The 16,361-nt window shown below is 45.6% G+C and carries 14 protein-coding genes; 7 read left to right on the top strand and 7 right to left on the bottom strand.

Annotated features, from left to right (window positions below):
- Positions 1–105 precede the first annotated feature (105 nt).
- Positions 106–684 (top strand): class I SAM-dependent DNA methyltransferase, encoded by a 579-nt coding sequence (locus tag CEQ48_RS01655; RefSeq protein ID WP_181713491.1) that lies wholly within the window; start codon positions 106–108, stop codon positions 682–684.
- Between the two features lie 302 nt (positions 685–986).
- On the opposite strand, the gene CEQ48_RS01645 is transcribed toward CEQ48_RS01655, so the two are convergent.
- The 3 genes from CEQ48_RS01645 to CEQ48_RS01635 all read right to left on the bottom strand — a co-directional run bounded on the left by CEQ48_RS01645 (position 987) and on the right by CEQ48_RS01635 (position 4,210).
- Positions 987–1,175, bottom strand: coding sequence for a hypothetical protein (locus tag CEQ48_RS01645; protein WP_181710974.1), 189 nt, complete (start codon positions 1,173–1,175; stop codon positions 987–989).
- A gap of 7 nt (positions 1,176–1,182) precedes the next feature.
- Positions 1,183–2,100 carry a LysR family transcriptional regulator gene (locus tag CEQ48_RS01640; RefSeq protein ID WP_181710973.1) on the bottom strand — a complete coding sequence of 306 codons (918 nt, stop codon included), beginning with the start codon at positions 2,098–2,100 and terminating at the stop codon, positions 1,183–1,185.
- Positions 2,101–2,230: 130 nt separating this feature from the next.
- Positions 2,231–4,210, bottom strand: a complete 1,980-nt coding sequence (locus tag CEQ48_RS01635; RefSeq protein WP_157724682.1) for an acetoacetate--CoA ligase — start codon at positions 4,208–4,210, stop codon at positions 2,231–2,233.
- Between the two features lie 233 nt (positions 4,211–4,443).
- Here CEQ48_RS01635 and phhA point away from each other — a divergent pair, with 233 nt between their 5' ends.
- The 3 genes from phhA to CEQ48_RS01620 all read left to right on the top strand — a co-directional run bounded on the left by phhA (position 4,444) and on the right by CEQ48_RS01620 (position 6,330).
- A complete protein-coding gene (phhA, locus tag CEQ48_RS01630) occupies positions 4,444–5,238 on the top strand; it encodes a phenylalanine 4-monooxygenase (RefSeq protein ID WP_000195734.1) in 795 nt (264 codons plus the stop codon).
- Entirely contained in the window at positions 5,228–5,560 is a 333-nt protein-coding gene (locus CEQ48_RS01625; protein WP_089069974.1) for a 4a-hydroxytetrahydrobiopterin dehydratase, read from the top strand. Before phhA ends, CEQ48_RS01625 begins: the two co-directional genes overlap by 11 nt.
- 236 nt (positions 5,561–5,796) lie before the next feature.
- The gene (locus CEQ48_RS01620; protein WP_089069973.1) at positions 5,797–6,330 is read left to right on the top strand and encodes an Ail/Lom family outer membrane beta-barrel protein; all 534 of its coding nucleotides are present in this window, start codon (positions 5,797–5,799) and stop codon (positions 6,328–6,330) included.
- A gap of 73 nt (positions 6,331–6,403) precedes the next feature.
- Here CEQ48_RS01620 and CEQ48_RS01615 read toward each other — a convergent pair whose 3' ends face one another.
- Entirely contained in the window at positions 6,404–7,792 is a 1,389-nt protein-coding gene (locus CEQ48_RS01615; protein ID WP_089069972.1) for an MATE family efflux transporter, read from the bottom strand.
- 96 nt (positions 7,793–7,888) lie between these two features.
- On the opposite strand from CEQ48_RS01615, the gene CEQ48_RS01610 reads away from it, so the two are divergent.
- Positions 7,889–8,734, top strand: coding sequence for an AraC family transcriptional regulator (locus CEQ48_RS01610; RefSeq protein ID WP_089070553.1), 846 nt, complete (start codon positions 7,889–7,891; stop codon positions 8,732–8,734).
- A 478-nt stretch (positions 8,735–9,212) separates the two neighbouring features.
- Here CEQ48_RS01610 and CEQ48_RS01605 read toward each other — a convergent pair whose 3' ends face one another.
- The gene (locus CEQ48_RS01605) at positions 9,213–10,559 is read right to left on the bottom strand and encodes a magnesium transporter (protein ID WP_157724681.1); all 1,347 of its coding nucleotides are present in this window, start codon (positions 10,557–10,559) and stop codon (positions 9,213–9,215) included.
- A 2-nt stretch (positions 10,560–10,561) separates the two neighbouring features.
- Complete coding sequence (locus CEQ48_RS01600; protein WP_181714734.1) at positions 10,562–11,122, bottom strand: mechanosensitive ion channel domain-containing protein; 561 nt, start codon at positions 11,120–11,122, stop codon at positions 10,562–10,564.
- Between the two features lie 446 nt (positions 11,123–11,568).
- Here CEQ48_RS01600 and speA point away from each other — a divergent pair, with 446 nt between their 5' ends.
- The gene (gene speA, locus CEQ48_RS01595) at positions 11,569–13,479 is read left to right on the top strand and encodes an arginine decarboxylase (protein WP_181712805.1); all 1,911 of its coding nucleotides are present in this window, start codon (positions 11,569–11,571) and stop codon (positions 13,477–13,479) included.
- Positions 13,480–14,409 (top strand): agmatinase, encoded by a 930-nt coding sequence (gene speB / locus CEQ48_RS01590; protein ID WP_000998715.1) that lies wholly within the window; start codon positions 13,480–13,482, stop codon positions 14,407–14,409. It begins immediately after the preceding gene.
- A 205-nt stretch (positions 14,410–14,614) separates the two neighbouring features.
- Here speB and CEQ48_RS01585 read toward each other — a convergent pair whose 3' ends face one another.
- Positions 14,615–16,063: an OprD family outer membrane porin gene (locus tag CEQ48_RS01585; RefSeq protein WP_089069969.1), complete on the bottom strand. Its 1,449-nt coding sequence runs from the start codon at positions 16,061–16,063 to the stop codon at positions 14,615–14,617.
- Positions 16,064–16,361: the final 298 nt, after the last annotated feature.

Below are 16,361 nucleotides of genomic sequence, written 5' to 3'. Positions count from 1 at the left end.
CGGATTTTCTTAATAAAGAATGCGTTGTAACTCTATGAACTTGACTTCATTTTGGTTTACTCTTGGCAGCATTGCCCGAATACAAGAAGTAATACGGAGGCCATGATGGCACACGACTGGGATGAGTACGCAGCAAATTGGGAAAAAGACCCAGCGACCCATGCTTTTGCGCAAAGCGTATTTGAACATCTGACAAAAATCCTCCCTTTGCAGGGAAAACATATTTTGGATTTTGGCTGTGGTACAGGATTGCTTAGTCAGCGGATGTCACCGCTTGCTCGTGATATTGTTGCGCTGGACTCATCAGAGGCCATGATTGAGGAGCTTGATCGCAAAGAATTGCGCAATGTAGAACCAGTCGTTGATTCCTTAACTCGCGGTTTGGTTGCTCAACATCCTGCCTTTCGTAAACAGTTTGATTTGGTCGTTGCTTCGTCGGTGTGCGCTTTCTTACCAAATCTACAAGATGTGGCCGATATTATCTTCACTCTAGTGGATGAGGGGGGATATTTTGTGCATTTCGATTGGTTAGCCGATGGTAAATCTGAAACTGGCTTGGCTACGACAGACATTGAATCTGTACTTCACAATGCGGGTTTCTCTTCAGTGGAGACTCAGATGGCGTTTGATGTCACTACCGCACAAGGCACACAATCTGTCGTTGTTGGAATTGCTCGTAAGTAATTCATCGATTCACATTGTTCGTTATAGCCGCTACTTGTACAGCGGCTTTATTTTTTCGCTTCTTGCTATCCCCTTCCTACTTGAAGCTGCAGCGGTGTTGGTTACGTTCGTTCACCCCAATCACATAGTCTATCTATGCTCATGGGAACTCACTCACTTGCCGCCTACCTGCAACTCCAAGTTGTTTGGGTATAAATCTTACCGCCACTGTTTCATTCATTGGGTTATTGCATTTCAATTTCGTTTACAGTGTGATTTACCTATCTTTTCCAAATCGTAAATTGGCCATTTACTTCTTTTCACTAACAAAAATCCAACCTTGCGCCTAAACTAATGATTGAATAATCAAAGACGACGCTCAGTTTCCCGAGTACACGTCTCAGTTTCTGTTTATTGACTGACAACTCATGGCTAGGGTTATTAACAAAAATCAAAAACAGAGCAACAAAGGAAAGGGTCAGCATTTGCTGACCCTTTCCTTTTCCACTCATTTTTATTTCAAGTTAACTGGCTGTTCAGTTGCTGGCATAGCCAACGAATGGCTCGGTCATTCATGCTGGGTTTGTTCCAGACTAAGCTGTAAGCCACCTTACCATATTCAAAGGGTAGGGCTTTTTGCACCAAGCCTTGAGCTTGCATTGCGTGATCCGCCCACATCTTTGAACAGGTGAGCAGCAAGTGTGTCTGCCGACACAAGATGGCTGCTGCACCAAAGTCAGGAGTGGCAACAGCAATACGTCGAGTTTCGTGTTGCTGAGTCAGGTACTTCTCAAAATACGGCTCATTGAGCTCATTATCGAGAATGCCGATGTGCTTATAAGCAAGGTAGGCTTCGACACTGAGTTCAGTGTGAGCGAGAGGATGATCAGCGCTCATCAAACAGACCAGCTCATCCGATTCGATTACCTGCCAAACTAAGTCTTGGGCAAAGGTTGGTGGCTGGCTGATGTCATGTGGCAGAAGAATGCAATCAATCAAGCCACTCTGCAAAGCCTCAAACCCATAATGTTCTTTGGAGTGAATCGTCATGGAGAGCTCGGATGAGCAAGCGGCGAGAATCGCAGTGACTTTGGACGCAAATAGCTCAAATGTACTTTCACGCATCGCTAAACGATAGTGGCCTTGGTATGCCTGAGGATCGAATTCGGTGCAGTGCAATAAGCCATTCATACTGGACAGAACATGATGCACTGTTGGCCCCATTTGCTGTACATAAGGGGTCGGGATCAACTGATTTCCATCCCGGTAAAAAAGGTCGTCATTAAGTAGTTCACGCAATTGAGCGAGGATTTTACTGATACTGGATGGACTTACACACAGTCGAGCGGCGGTTTGGGTAACACTGCGCGTGTTGAGCATGACATGCAGGGCTGTCAGGTGTTTTAAGCTAAAGCGGGAGAGGTGAATATAATCCATAAAAAGTCTATGCAGAGAACAGCTGAGCCAAGAATACCACTGTGGCACGAAAATCAAACCGATAAATGTGTTGGTATTACTTAAATTAAGCTTTGTATTCAGGCTGTTGCAGCTTATAGCAATGCTTAATTCATGCCGTGAGTAATCTTTCTATTTCTGTTAACACTTGTGGGTTGGCGATAGCGCCGAGGTTTTTCACTTCATCACCATGACACACTTGTTTTACGGCAAGTTCGACCAATTTGCCCGATTTCGTGCGCGGGATTTCGCTGATGGCATAAATGTGAGCAGGAACATGACGTGGAGAACAGCGTTCACGCAGTAAGGTGCGGATTTTCTGCTGCAGTTCGTCATTAAAGGGGACGTTTTGCACGAGTTGAACAAACAGAATCACCTGCTCATCACGGTCAATCTGGCGACCAATGGCAATCGAATCGTGGATCTCAGGTAATGCATTGACTTGCTGATAGATTTCAGCCGTACCAATCCGAACACCACCCGGGTTCAGAACGGTGTCACTACGACCGAAGAACAATACGCCCCCTTTGTCGGTGATTTCGATTTCATCGCCATGATGCCAAACTCCCGGGTATTTATCCCAGTAAGCTTGGTGATAACGGCTGCCATCATCATGCCAAAATCCAATCGGTTGATTGGGGAAACTATTTCGGCATACCAGCTCTCCACGCTCAGCGACGATGGCCTCTCCATGCTGATTGTAAGCCACGACATCCAAACCTAAGCCCGCACTTTGGCATTCGCCCTGATAAACCGGAGAAATAGGGTTACCAAGCACAAAGCAGCCGCAAATATCCGTGCCACCAGAAATAGAAGCCAGATGCAGATCGGATTTGACATGCTCATACACATAGTCAAATTGCTCGGGATAGAGCACCGAACCGGTCGAACACAGGGTTTTTAAGTGGCTTAATGAGTAAAAATCGCATGGAGAAAACTGATTTTTTTGCAGAGTTTCTAGGTACTTGGCAGAGGTGCCAAACAAGCTGACTTTGGCTTCGTCAACCAGAGCCCATAACGCTCCCGCTTGTGGGTAGAGTGGATGCCCATCATAAATCACTAAGGTTGCGCCACTGGCGAGTGCAGAGACATGCCAGTTCCACATCATCCAACCTGTTGTCGTGTAATAGAACACGCGATCTTGTGGCTGGATATCACAGTGTAACTGATGCTCTTTCAAATGGTTGAGTAGCGTACCGCCAACGGAGTGCGTGATGCATTTCGGTTTGCCCGTTGTTCCAGAGGAATACAAAACAAACAGCGGATCGTTAAAACCAATCCGGCGGTATTCGACTCCTCGCGGTTGATAACTGGCGAAAATCGATTGCCAGTCAGAAAAGCTATCATTGAAATCCGGTGTGAAGTTGCGATCTTGCAGATATTCGATTTGACAAGTGTTGGCTAGGCTTGGCAGGGCGCTAGCTATCTGAGCATTACGCTCTTGCATGGGAAACGATTTACCGTTAAACGTGTAGCCATTACAACAAAACAGAATTTTCGGTTGAACTTGACCAAAGCGTTCAATCACACTTTCCACGCCAAAATCCGGTGACGTCGAAGTCCAGATTGCCCCCAAACTGGTGGCGGCTAACATGGCAATCACGGTTTCGGGTAAGTGGGGAAGATAGCCAGCCACGACATCACCCTCTCCAACGCCATTTTGTGCCAACCACTGTTGAACGACGGAAACATGATCACACAACTGCTGCCAACTGAATTTCTTGGTATGGCCATTTTCATTTTTAAACCAGAGGGCGATCCCATCGGGATTTTGGAATGCGTAAGAGAGTAGGTTTTCTGCATAGTTGAGCTGAGCTTGTGGAAACCAGATCGAATCACGAGCGGGAACCATGGTTTTACCAAAACGAGGTAGTCCTTCACCAATAATGCAGTTTCCGCGATAGCCGATCACATCGCAAAATTGCCACACCTCAAGCCAGAATTGCCGTGTTTCAGCAACAGACCAGTGATGCAACGCAGAATAACTGTCGATCGCTTCACCTTGCATGTTCACATGTGCGATGAACTGTTGCAGGTTAGAAGCGGAAATGCGCTCGTGGCTTGGCGTCCACAATGGTGTAGTCGATGACATAATATTCCCTGTCTAAAAATCAATTCTGACGTGATCACTGTGAACAAGTTTTGTCCTCGCAAGTTCGAAAGTCAACTTGACGGGTCAGGATCAGGCCTATGAAAAATAACTAAAAAATGCACGACTGTAAAATTATTGTTACATTAATGTTGGCTTGATTGAGCAAGATCCCATTGGCAGTTCAGATTGCGCTAGGTAGGCTTAATGTAACGAATTTGTTAAGGAGTAGGGCGATGACTCAGTATCACTCTAAACCCGTTAGTGAGCATGGTCATATTGATTGGGATCAGGATGAGCATGCTGTTTGGCATGAGCTGATCACTCGCCAGCAAGAGGTGGTGAAAACCAGAGCCTGCCAAGCTTATTTAGATGGTTTGAATATGCTTAATTTGCCGACAGATCGCCTGCCACAATTGCCGGAAATAAACCGAGTATTGCAAAGAGAAACCGGTTGGCAAGTTGAGCCTGTTCCGGCATTGATCAGTTTTGATCGCTTCTTTGCCTTACTCGCCGATAAGAAGTTTCCAGTGGCCACGTTTTTGCGGCGTCGAGAGGAGTTTGATTATCTCCAAGAGCCGGATTTCTTCCATGAAGTGTATGGTCACTGCGCTATGCTCACGCACCCTGATTTCGCCGCTTTTACTCATGTTTATGGCCAGCTAGGTGCGAAAGCGACCCCCAAAGAGCGTAGCTACTTAGCGCGTTTGTACTGGTTTACGGTTGAGTTCGGCTTAGTTCAAGAACAGGGACAAACCAAAATTTATGGCGGGGGCATTTTGTCGTCACCGGGTGAAACGCTTTACGCTTCAGAAAGCACAATCCCAAAACGTGAGCCGTTCGATATTATGCAAGTGCTACGCACTCCTTACCGCATTGATATCATGCAGCCGATTTATTATGTGTTGCCGGATCTCAGTCAACTGTATCAACTCAGTCAACGCGATGTGATGGGCTTGGTGTGGCAAGCTATGCAAGACGGGTTACTCCCGCCTCTTTTTCAACCAAAGGAACAACAACATGCTGGATGAATTACGTTGTGAAGCGTGCAGTGCAGACGCTATCGGTTTGACATCAGAAGAGCAGCAACAGCTGCTCAGTGAACTGGATGGTTGGGCATTAATTCACCGAGACGGTATTGCCCAACTAGAAAAGATATATCGCTTCAAAAATTTTAAACAAGCCTGGGCGTTTGCTAATCAGATTGCTGAATTGGCGGAACAAGAATTTCATCATCCGGCAATTTTATTAGAGTGGGGTAAAGTGACCGTAACTTGGTGGAGCCATTCCATCAAAGGTCTACACAAAAATGATTTTATCTGTGCTACGAAGTGTGATGGTCTTATTTCGTAATTTGTTCGATATTTAGACATTAATTCAAAATATTGATATCCATACAATTGATATTGTATGGGTTTCATTTTGCATTTTTTATATTCATAACTCCATGTAAATAAAGATGATTTTTATTTACTATTAGATCGCGTAGTTTTGAGTTATTGACCTTGTGAATATATTGGTTTAGGTTTCATTTGAACCACTGAGTTCATTTTTATATTTTTACTGTATATTTTGAGAAGTTAATAATAATGAAAAATACCATTGCTATTGTTGCCCTATTAACGGCTTCATTACAAATTGCTCACGCAAATGCTGCTGACCATACTTTCAGTGTTGGATATGCACAGACAGACATCAAAAGACTTAATGACGATTTGAAAGGGCTTGCTTTTAAATATCGTTATGAACCTGGTCGTTTAGGATTATTAGTTGGTTTAACGGGTACTGTCCTGAGTGATGCTCAATCATTCTCGGTGGTTAACAATAAAATTGTGTTGAATAGCGTTGATCGTTCTTATGGCAGTTTCCATATTGGCCCAACTTACCGTTTTAACGATGTGGTCAGTGGCTATGCCACACTTGGATATGCAACTTATAAGATAGAAAATAAATCAGGTAAGACAGTGAATGGAAGTATTGAAGACAGTGCCTTTGCAGTAGGCACAGGCATTGAGTTGAATTTGACTCAAAGCTTTAGTCTAAATACTGGCATTGAATACAGCGAGCACCTAGTTGATACAACAGCACTGACTTATACCGTAGGCCTAGGCTACCGTTTTTAAGTTTTCTGCTTGTTAAGCAACACTAAAATAGTAGAGCGAGTGATTAGAGATAATTAGCTCGCTCTATTTTATTTCAAGCTGCAACTTCAGATATTGGCTCACTAATGAGATTATTAATCCAGCGTTTTGAGTTTATCCGCTGTGTGGTGAGTCCTATTTTGCCCCACTCTTCAAGCCAAATAGCCATTAATACCCAATGTAGTGGCCACCCCCAGACGACGCCTGTCAGGTAAGCGAGAGGAAGACCCACCGCCCATTGACCAAACAGATCAATAAAAATGCTGTAACGGATATCACCGCCACTTTTGAGCACTCCACCAATTCCGACCATGTTAAAGACTTTAAAAACCATGCCAAAGGCCATCACAAGGCAAACATTGAGTGCCAATTGATGGTTTTCTAACGGACTGTGGCTAATGACCCAGGCAAGCAGTGGTTTGGCAGCCATGCAGAGTAAAGCGAGCACTAAGGCTAAGCTGCAACTGGTGATGACATACCACCACGCGGTGCTTTCTACACGCTGATAGTTTTGTGCGCCAATCTCATTACCTAAAATGATCGATGCTGCGACCGCAAACCCAAGGAAAGCGGAGATCAACACACTCTCGATAGGAGCAAGCAGTGAAATAATCGCCAACTCTGAAACACCTAATTGCCCGACAATCACGTTGTAAACTAAGAGCCCGGCAGCCCAAGCGCTGTCGTGGATAAGCATGGGCCAAGCAATCTTAAAATAACGTTGACGATGGTGGCGCTGTAAGCTTTCCTGCCAATGATTCTGGTTGGGCAGTAAGTGGGCATAACGGCGTTTGACCAAGATGAACAATAGTGTGGTTTGGAATAAGCGCGACAGAGTGGTACCTAAGCCAGCACCGAGTACCCCAAGCTCTGGAAACCCGAACAGACCGAAGATGAGTAAGGCATTGAGGATAGCGTTGACGATAATGGCAAAAATACTTACACGCGTTGGGAGCTTTGCTTCCCCAATACTGCGTAATGCACCTTCTAATGGCACCACTAACGCGGTACAAAATAAACTGCTCCCGGTGACCCACAGATAATCTGTTGCTTGCGCAACATAGTGTGGATCATCGGTGACGAGCGTTACGATACTTTCCGGCATCAAGCTGTACATCAATGCAAAAGGTAGCGTCAGCACGACCGCCATTATCCAAGATTGGGCAAGCGTGCGGCGAACCCCATCAAGATTGCCCGCACCAAAATATTGAGATGCCAACACACTGACTGCACCACTGGCACCGACAATTACGATCAAATTGAAGAAGAAAATGCGGTTGCCAACCCCTACCGCGGCAGTGGCCGATTCTCCCAACTGGCTGACCATAAAAATATCGACCACGCCTAATAACGAAAACAACATGGACTGCATTGAGACGGGTAAGCCGATTTGGAGTAATTTTTGCCAAAATGGTCGGTCGAGTTGGCGAAAGTGGGCAATCATGTGATCTGACTCCTTGGAATGAATGTGAATAGTGTAGATCTCTGTGCCATCGCAGTATTGTGTTTAAAACTCCAAAACTATTGCCAAAATCTCATCATGCATGAAAAACAAGAGAGCTATTTGATCTCAGAGAAAACCCAGCATGAGGTCATTGATCAAGAACATGTGCTTAAGCTAGAGCAAAGTGGCGTTGTGCAATGTGGGATTGCGACTTGCCGCGAGTCCTTCAATGTTTATCGAAAATCACCCAAGCAACATATGCTGTTGTTTACCATTCGTGGCAAAGGCTGGTTAAACAGCCAAGGTCAACGCTACCTGCTTGAACCGGGTTCAGTGATGATTATTCCGGCGGGTGTGGAAAACGGTTTTGGCATTGAAGAGGAAAATTGGCAGTTAGCTTGGTTGTTCCTTTCCGCGCAACGAGAGTGGCCCAACCATCTTGGTGAACAGATCCACTATGGGTTCACGCCAGCAGCCGATGTGATGTACACCTGCATTCAAACCTTATTACGAACCCAAATTTTGCCTGATGGGATCGGCCAGCCCGTAGCACAACGTGCAGTCGAGCAAATAGAACTGTTACTGGCGACACCGGGTGAACGGCAGATGCCTCGTGCCCAAATTCGCCTTAATCGAATGTTTGAGCGTGTGCAGAAACAGTTACACAAAGAGTGGCCTGTGAGTGCGATGGCGGCGCTTGTACCGTGCTCGGTGGCTCATCTGCATCGTCTCTGCTTACAGTATTTTGGGCATAGCCCCACCGCACATTTAACTCGGTTACGTATGGAATATGCAGCGCGTGAGTTAGCTCGGTCTGATTGGCCTATTCAACAAATTGGCGACATGGTGGGGTACCCCAATGCCGCCAATTTTAGTACCCGTTTTAAAGCTTGGAGCCACATGACACCGCGAGCGTATCGCTCACATCACTACAAAGATTGATGTTGTCTTTTAGCAGCTTCAGTCGGTATTGCAATGGCTGGCGTCACTTATTTCACGGCTGTGCAAAAACGCACCTCGGTGTGGTGGAAGAGCGTGATAAGTAAATCGCGTGAAGAAAGGCTAAGCACAAGAAAGAAAAAAGCCAATCACAAAAGGGTGATTGGCTGATAAAACAGTGTGAACAATTTCATTCACTAACAACGTCAGTTGGCTAGGTGACCCTCGGCTTAATAAGGGTCATTACTAATAATGCAGTATCTGTGCCAAGTTGATATGCATAGATTTGTGCGGGTTTTACGCAAATTAAGATGAAATAATGCTCATCCGATTGCATTGTGCGATTGCAAATTGCAAATATTGCAAAATGGAAGATAAAAGATGCGAGATGCTTCAAGCAAAGAGCAATAGATGTTGAGGGGCAGAGAGGATAAAACAGTTTGAAAAGTAGGCATAGCCGTCATGCTATGCCTAGGAAATGCTACAACATCACCAAACTGGCGGTACCGAGGAAGGCAAAAAAGCCGACCACATCGGTCACGGTGGTGAGAATAACCGAACCTGCCAGCGCTGGATCGAGCTTGAATTTATCCAGAATTATCGGGATCAACACCCCAAATAGTGCTGCGGTAATAATGTTGACCACAATTGCCAGCGCAATCGTTGCGCCGATCACCGGCTCTTGGAACCAAAGTGCGGCCATACCACCGATGATCAGCGCCCAGACTAGGCCATTGATTGAACCAATGCCGAGTTCATTTTTCAGTAAGGCAAAACGGTTACCCACGGTGATCTGATTAAGCGCCATCGCGCGTACCATCAAAGTCAAGGTTTGGCTTCCGGCAATGCCACCCATTGAAGCAACAATTGGCATCAGCACCGCTAGGGCCACAACTTGGGATATGACATCTTCAAATAAGCCAATGGTGATGGAGGCAAGAATGGCGGTCAGAAGGTTAATACCGAGCCACAGCCCGCGCTTTTTCGAGCTTTTGAGTACTGGTGCGAACAGATCATCACCTTCATCCATACCGGTACCGGCCATCAGACGTGCTTCATACATTTCACGCTGCACACTGAGCGCAAAGTGCCAGTCAATTTCACCAATCAAGGTTTCATCGTCACTCAGCACTGGCACAATTGGCAAAGTGGTGTGTTCGAGGGCATCCACCGCGTCTGATAAGGTTTGCTGCGCATTGAGCGTCACCAGTTCTTCCATACGCAAGCTCTTGAGCTGAGTTGTTTCTTCGGCTTGCAATACATCACTAAAGCTTACTAAGCCACGGAACTTTTTGGCTTTGTTGATGAGGTAAATGTATTGAGGGGAGTCGTAGTGATATTTATCCAACAAGACTTTGGCGCGGCGAACACTGATGCTAAAAGGTAAGGTATAAACTTTTCGATCCGCCCAGTGGCCAATTTCATCATCTGCAAACTCGTTGGCTTGGTCGTATAGCTCAAGTTCATCACGGTTAATCAGGCTTAATGCTTCACTGATGATGTCATCGGGTAGCGAGTCTTCCCATTCGATCAGTGACAGGTTATCGAGCTTAGCCAGCGTCAGTTTGAGTTCAATTTCTGACAGCGCATTAATGACCGAAACCCGCACCTCGGCGCGCATTTCGGTCAGCACATCAATGTGCATCTCCAGTGGCAAACTTCGCCATAAACGTACCCGTTGTTCGACGGGAAACGCTTCTAAAATCAGAGCGATCGAGCCTTCATCTAAGCCATTTTCTACCATCTCACCGAGCAAATAGGTCTGCTCGGACTCTTCGGCAGTGGCAATTAGTTCAATTTGTTGAGATAAGTCTTGGTATTCGCTCAAAATTACAATCCCTTGGGTAGCTGTTTTCTTTCTGGCTTTTTGACCGCTTTCTCGGGTGCCTTTTGCAAGACAATCACTGGGCGAACAATAAATAAGTTGTTAGGGTAAAGTACGCGGTTGCCCTCAAGGGTTTCCAACTCAACATTCAGCAGTGCCATGTCAATGATCTTCCCTTCAATAAAGTTTGCACCATCGACAATACGTACCCAGCAGCCGATCCGGCAGTGATTTTGTACAAACAGAATTAAGAATGCGGTGACATTGCTCAGCAGTGACCAACCGGCAAACAGACCCACCCCAAGCAAGGCAAACAGGGATGAGCCGACGACCAGTAAACCACGTAACTCAATACCCCACAAAATCAAGGTCGTAAACAGCATCACTATAAAGAGTAAGGTGCGGATGAGCCAACGCGCGCGTTTCAAACGGTGAATGTCTACCCGTCCGGTAATCATGCTTTCGAACAGACGTAAGGTTATCCGTGAAATATGCGGATATAAGACGATGATGAGTATTGTCATCAACCATTTATAGTGGGTTTGTAATAAAGCTAGGTATTCCATCGTATATCTCACCTCTTTGGTCAAATCACCTTAACGGAATTGTATGTAATTACAAAGAACAACCAAATGAAAACTCGAGTTAACATGGCCAGTTGGTTGAATTGTGCACATCGCAATAGACAGCAATATACAGATGACGAATTGATGCATTCTATTTGTTTGTTTCAGCCTATAAATTTGCGTATTCAATGGCATTTTTATTGCAGAGAATCGATGAGTGCTTTGTGGCTATGCCTTGTGGCATCAAGTGCGCGCCAGAAAAAATGAATGAAATGAAGACATTTATGCAAGTTTATGTGTGATAACTAACAGTTGTCATAACGATAAATTATTATCATTAGACACACCCTAGCTTTTCACCGATAAAGCGCGTGACATCTAGGGTGTCAGGTGTGATTTCAACCGATGAAATCATTGTAATCCTCTCTGTTTTTGTGAGATACGATGTGGAACAACCATCCAAATTAGACCGCGTTCGCGCTGACTACAATGTGCATTACTGGAGCCAAGGCTTTTTTGGCATTGACGATCAAGGCGAAGTGTATGTATCGCCGAGAAAAGACAAAGCCCATCAAACGCAATTAAGCTCAATTGTTAAACAGCTCGAAGCGCGTGATTTAAATTTGCCTGTGCTTGTACGCTTCCCGCAGATCCTGCATCAACGCGTGCACAACATTTGTGACGCTTTCAATCAGGCGATTGAAGAGTACGACTACCCGAATAAATACCTGCTGGTTTATCCCATCAAAGTGAACCAACAAAGAGAGGTGGTAGACGAAATTTTGGCCAGTCAGGCCGAATTAGAACACAAACAACTCGGCTTGGAAGCGGGCAGTAAGCCTGAACTTCTGGCAGTGTTGGCGATGGCTCAGCAAGCCAGTTCAGTGATTGTATGTAATGGTTATAAAGACAGAGAGTACATTCGTCTGGCACTGATCGGTGAGAAACTGGGTCATAAAGTTTTTATCGTTCTGGAAAAATTGTCAGAGCTGGATCTGGTCCTGAAAGAAGCGAAAAGCCTTGGTGTGAAACCACGTCTGGGTCTGCGTATTCGTTTGGCTTCTCAAGGTGCGGGTAAATGGCAATCGAGCGGCGGTGAAAAATCGAAGTTCGGTCTAGCGGCATCACAAGTGCTCACCGTGATTAACCGCTTGAAAGCGGAAGACCAACTGGAAGCGCTGCAACTGGTGCATTTCCACCTTGGTTCACAAATGGCGAACATTCGCGACGTACGTAATGGCGTGAACGAAGCGGTACGTTTCTACTGTGAACTGCGTGAGCTGGGCGCACACATCGATTTCTTCGACGTGGGTGGCGGTTTGGCGGTGGATTATGATGGTACTCGTAGCCAGTCATCCAACTCGATGAACTACGGTCTTCACGAATATGCGCGTAACATCGTGAGCACAGTCAGCGATGTATGTAACCTATACGGTCAGCCGCGTCCGGTGATCATTTCTGAATCCGGTCGTTCGATCACGGCGCATCACGCGGTGTTGATCACCAACGTCATCGGTACAGAAGCGTATTCACCAGAAGATATTCCTGCACCAGATGCAGAATCGCCAATGCTGATTAAAAACATGTGGCGTGGATTTGAAGAAGTGCAGCATGGTACCGATGACCGCGCACTGATTGAAATTTACAACGACACGCAAAGCGATCTTTCTGAAGCACACAGCCAGTTTGCAACGGGTGTATTAAACCTTGAGCACCGTGCATGGGCAGAGCAGCTGTCACTGCGTATCTACCATGAACTGCGTCAGAAGATGAGTAACAAAAACCGCTTCCATCGTCCAATTTTGGATGAGCTGCAAGAGCGTTTAGCAGACAAGTTCTTCGTGAACTTCTCACTGTTCCAGTCACTGCCAGATGCTTGGGGTATTGACCAAGTGTTCCCAGTGCTGCCGCTTTCTGGTTTGGAAGAGATGAACGATCGCCGCGCAGTGATGCTCGACATCACCTGTGACTCAGACGGCGCGGTTGAACAGTACGTTGAAGGCCAAGGTATTGAAAGTACACTGCCTGTACCAGCGTGGACAAGCGACAAGCCTTATCTGATGGGCTTTTTCCTAGTCGGTGCATACCAAGAGATCTTGGGTGATATGCACAACTTGTTTGGTGATACGCACAGTGTAGTGGTAAACATTAACGATAATGGTGAGTCTGAAATTGCCTTTATCAATGAAGGTGACACGGTTGAAGATATGATGCGCTACGTTCACATTGACGTAGATAAAATTCGCACCAACTATCGTCAACTCGTTTCTCAACGTGTTGCTAAAGAAGAACAAGAAACCGTATTGGCGGAACTTGAATTAGGCCTGAGCGGCTATACTTACTTAGAGGATTTCTAAATGAATGATTTGTTTACTAAAACTGATTATTCACTCTACTCAAACGCGATGACGTTTGTACGTCGTCCTTATGTGCGTAACCCAGTAGATACTAACGCTGATGTCGTGGTACTTGGCGTGCCTTTGGATATGGCGACGTCCGGTCGCCCGGGCGCTCGTATGGGGCCTGACGCGATTCGTCGTGCTTCGGTTAACCTCGCTTGGGAAGGTAAGAAATTTCCTTGGGATTTCAACCTGTTCAAAAAAATCAACGTGGTTGATGCGGGTGACTTGGTTTTTGATTGTGGTGATGCTGAAGATTTCACTTACCGCCTAGAAGCCGCGACCAGCGAAATCCTGAAAAGTGGCAAAACCATGCTGGCACTGGGTGGTGATCACTTCATCACTCTGCCAATCCTGCGTGCTTACGCTAAGCACTACGGTGAAATGGCGCTGATCCACTTTGATGCACACACCGACACTTACGCGAACGGCAGTGCGTATGACCACGGCACCATGTTCTACCATGCGCCAAAAGAAGGTCTGATCTCGGCTAAGCACTCTGTGCAAGTGGGTATTCGTACGGAATACAAACAAGAAGGCCACGGCTTCAACGTGATTAACGCGATGCAAGCCAACGATATGTCTGTCGAAGAGATCGTGGCGCAAATTCGCCAAATCGTGGGTGACAAGCCAGTTTACCTGACTTTCGACATTGACTGTCTGGATCCCGCTTTCGCACCGGGTACGGGTACACCAGTGTGTGGTGGCTTGAGCTCAGACAAGATCCTGAAAATCATTCGCGCGCTGAAAGGTATCAACCTGATCGGTATGGATGTGGTAGAAGTATCACCTCCTTACGATCAAAGCGACCTGACTTCACTGGCGGGTGCAACGATCGCTCTAGAGCTGCTCTACGTTTGGGCATCCAACAAGAAAGACGAAGAGTAATCTGAGTTAAGCAATGTAAAGGCCTGAGAGATCAGGCCTTTTTCTTTTGTATTTTGCTTGTTCTGCGGTTTGGTAAATACGATGCTTTTAAAGACATCATGGATTACATCGCCTAAACGCCAAACTTGAAAATCATGACTCGGGCAGAATAAAAAAGCCTAATGGAAATCCATTAGGCCACAGAAATAACTGAAACAACGAGGGATTATTTCAGCGTTACACTGTAAGAGATTAACACTTTCAAATCGTTACGATCGTTCTTGTGTACTATGTCATCGCCGCGGAACAAGCTACGGAAAGTTTGAATGTTCAGACCTTCCAGACCACCATCAAGGAACTTGTAACCGACGTTCCAATCCACGGAGTACATGCTGCCATCATACACCGCATTTTTCGCATCTGAACGTACATGAGTACCGTAGTTGCCACCCATACCCGCTGATAGCCCCGGTACTCCAAAGCTTGCGAAGTTGTAGTTCACACCCAATTTCACAGCACGAGTACCATCAGTGTTGTAATCGTCTAAGCCGGAAAGCGTCTGTTGGAAGCTGCGGTTATCTGAGTTTGCCCATGGTGTGAGTCGGAAGTTGTAGTTGAGCTCTTCACCTTGTGTATCGGTTGCAGAAACCCCTGCAATCCAAGTGAAGTTTCCGTGTTTGATGTTCGCTCCTAAGCCAATATAACTCTGGGCTTTTGCATCTTTTACGCCGGTTAACTCAGTTTCCTCAGCAATTGAACCGTGGTAGAAACCAGTCAAATCGACTTTTGCACCACCTAGGTCAAAGCCATATTTCGCAAGAGCTTGCCAGTTCGTACGGTATTCTTTACCAACACCGTAACCCACATCGAATGAACCACCATCAAAGTTATAAACGGCTCCCACGGTATGGATAAAGTCGATTACATGACCTTGGTTGGTTGATAAAGGGTTTTGTTGTTGATGCCAAACGGTGGTCATCGGTAAGAAATCTTTGCGCCAGTCATTCTTGAATTCATCAGCGAAAGCATAACCGACTACCCAATTGCCAAAGTGGGCTTTAGCTTCAATACCGCGGTAAGAGTGTGGGTTCAAACCCCAGCTAGAACGAATCGTGCCGAAGTTAATGGGTGTATAACCACCACGCAAAGCCAACCCTGTCGCCTCATCACCAAATTTTGCTTTTAATGCAAATACCGATAAGGCTGCGTAGGATTTTTCACAAGCAACGCGAGTGGTTTGACCTGTCGCTGGGTCATAAGTTTGGCTAGAAGGATCGTTAGCACACTCATGATCAAAGTACAGGATCTCAGACATTCCGGTGGTGTCGCCGATTTTCTGGTTGATGTTAGCCCAGATGTCGAGACCCACGGTATCTTTGAAGTAACCAGACTTGTAATCCCATGCTAATTGCAGAGTTTGGTTTTCAATATTGGGTTTGAAACTCTCGCCTTCTTTTCGCTCTTCGCGATCACGGAAGTAAAGGAATGAGTGCAGTTTAGAGCTAGAGCTGTCGTAGAACGCTTGTTTGGCTTCAGTCGTAAGATCAACCGCCGCTGCACTTTGGTTACGAATATCGTTTGGATCCAGTGTTTCTGCAAAGGTTGATGCAGCAAACAAAGCCGTCAAAACGGAGGTACAAACGAGGGTTTTAGAGCCTACATGTTTCATTTTCATACGCTTTCCATTTCTTAAAATTATTGGTTTTTTAGTGAACTGATTCACCATTGCAATAATATAGATCTTTTTAATCATTAAAATAGAAATAGCGTTTTAATTATTTAAAGTAAGATCAGAATCAAAACTGTAGATAAAAAACTAAAATAATAAAACAAAACTCACAGATTGAGACAGATTGGTATTTACACCTGATAAAAGTAAGGCTAAGCGTGAGGAGGTAAAAAAGTAAATGTCGAAAAACAGTTTATCTTTATGTTTTTAAATAAAAAATGCCCACGGAGGGCGCTTTGAGTTA

Origin of the sequence: Vibrio tarriae (assembly GCF_002216685.1) — a bacterium.
GTDB classification, from domain to species: domain Bacteria; phylum Pseudomonadota; class Gammaproteobacteria; order Enterobacterales; family Vibrionaceae; genus Vibrio; species Vibrio tarriae.
Note: the sequence above shows the minus strand (reverse complement) of the source record. Positions and strands in the feature narration are given on the sequence as shown.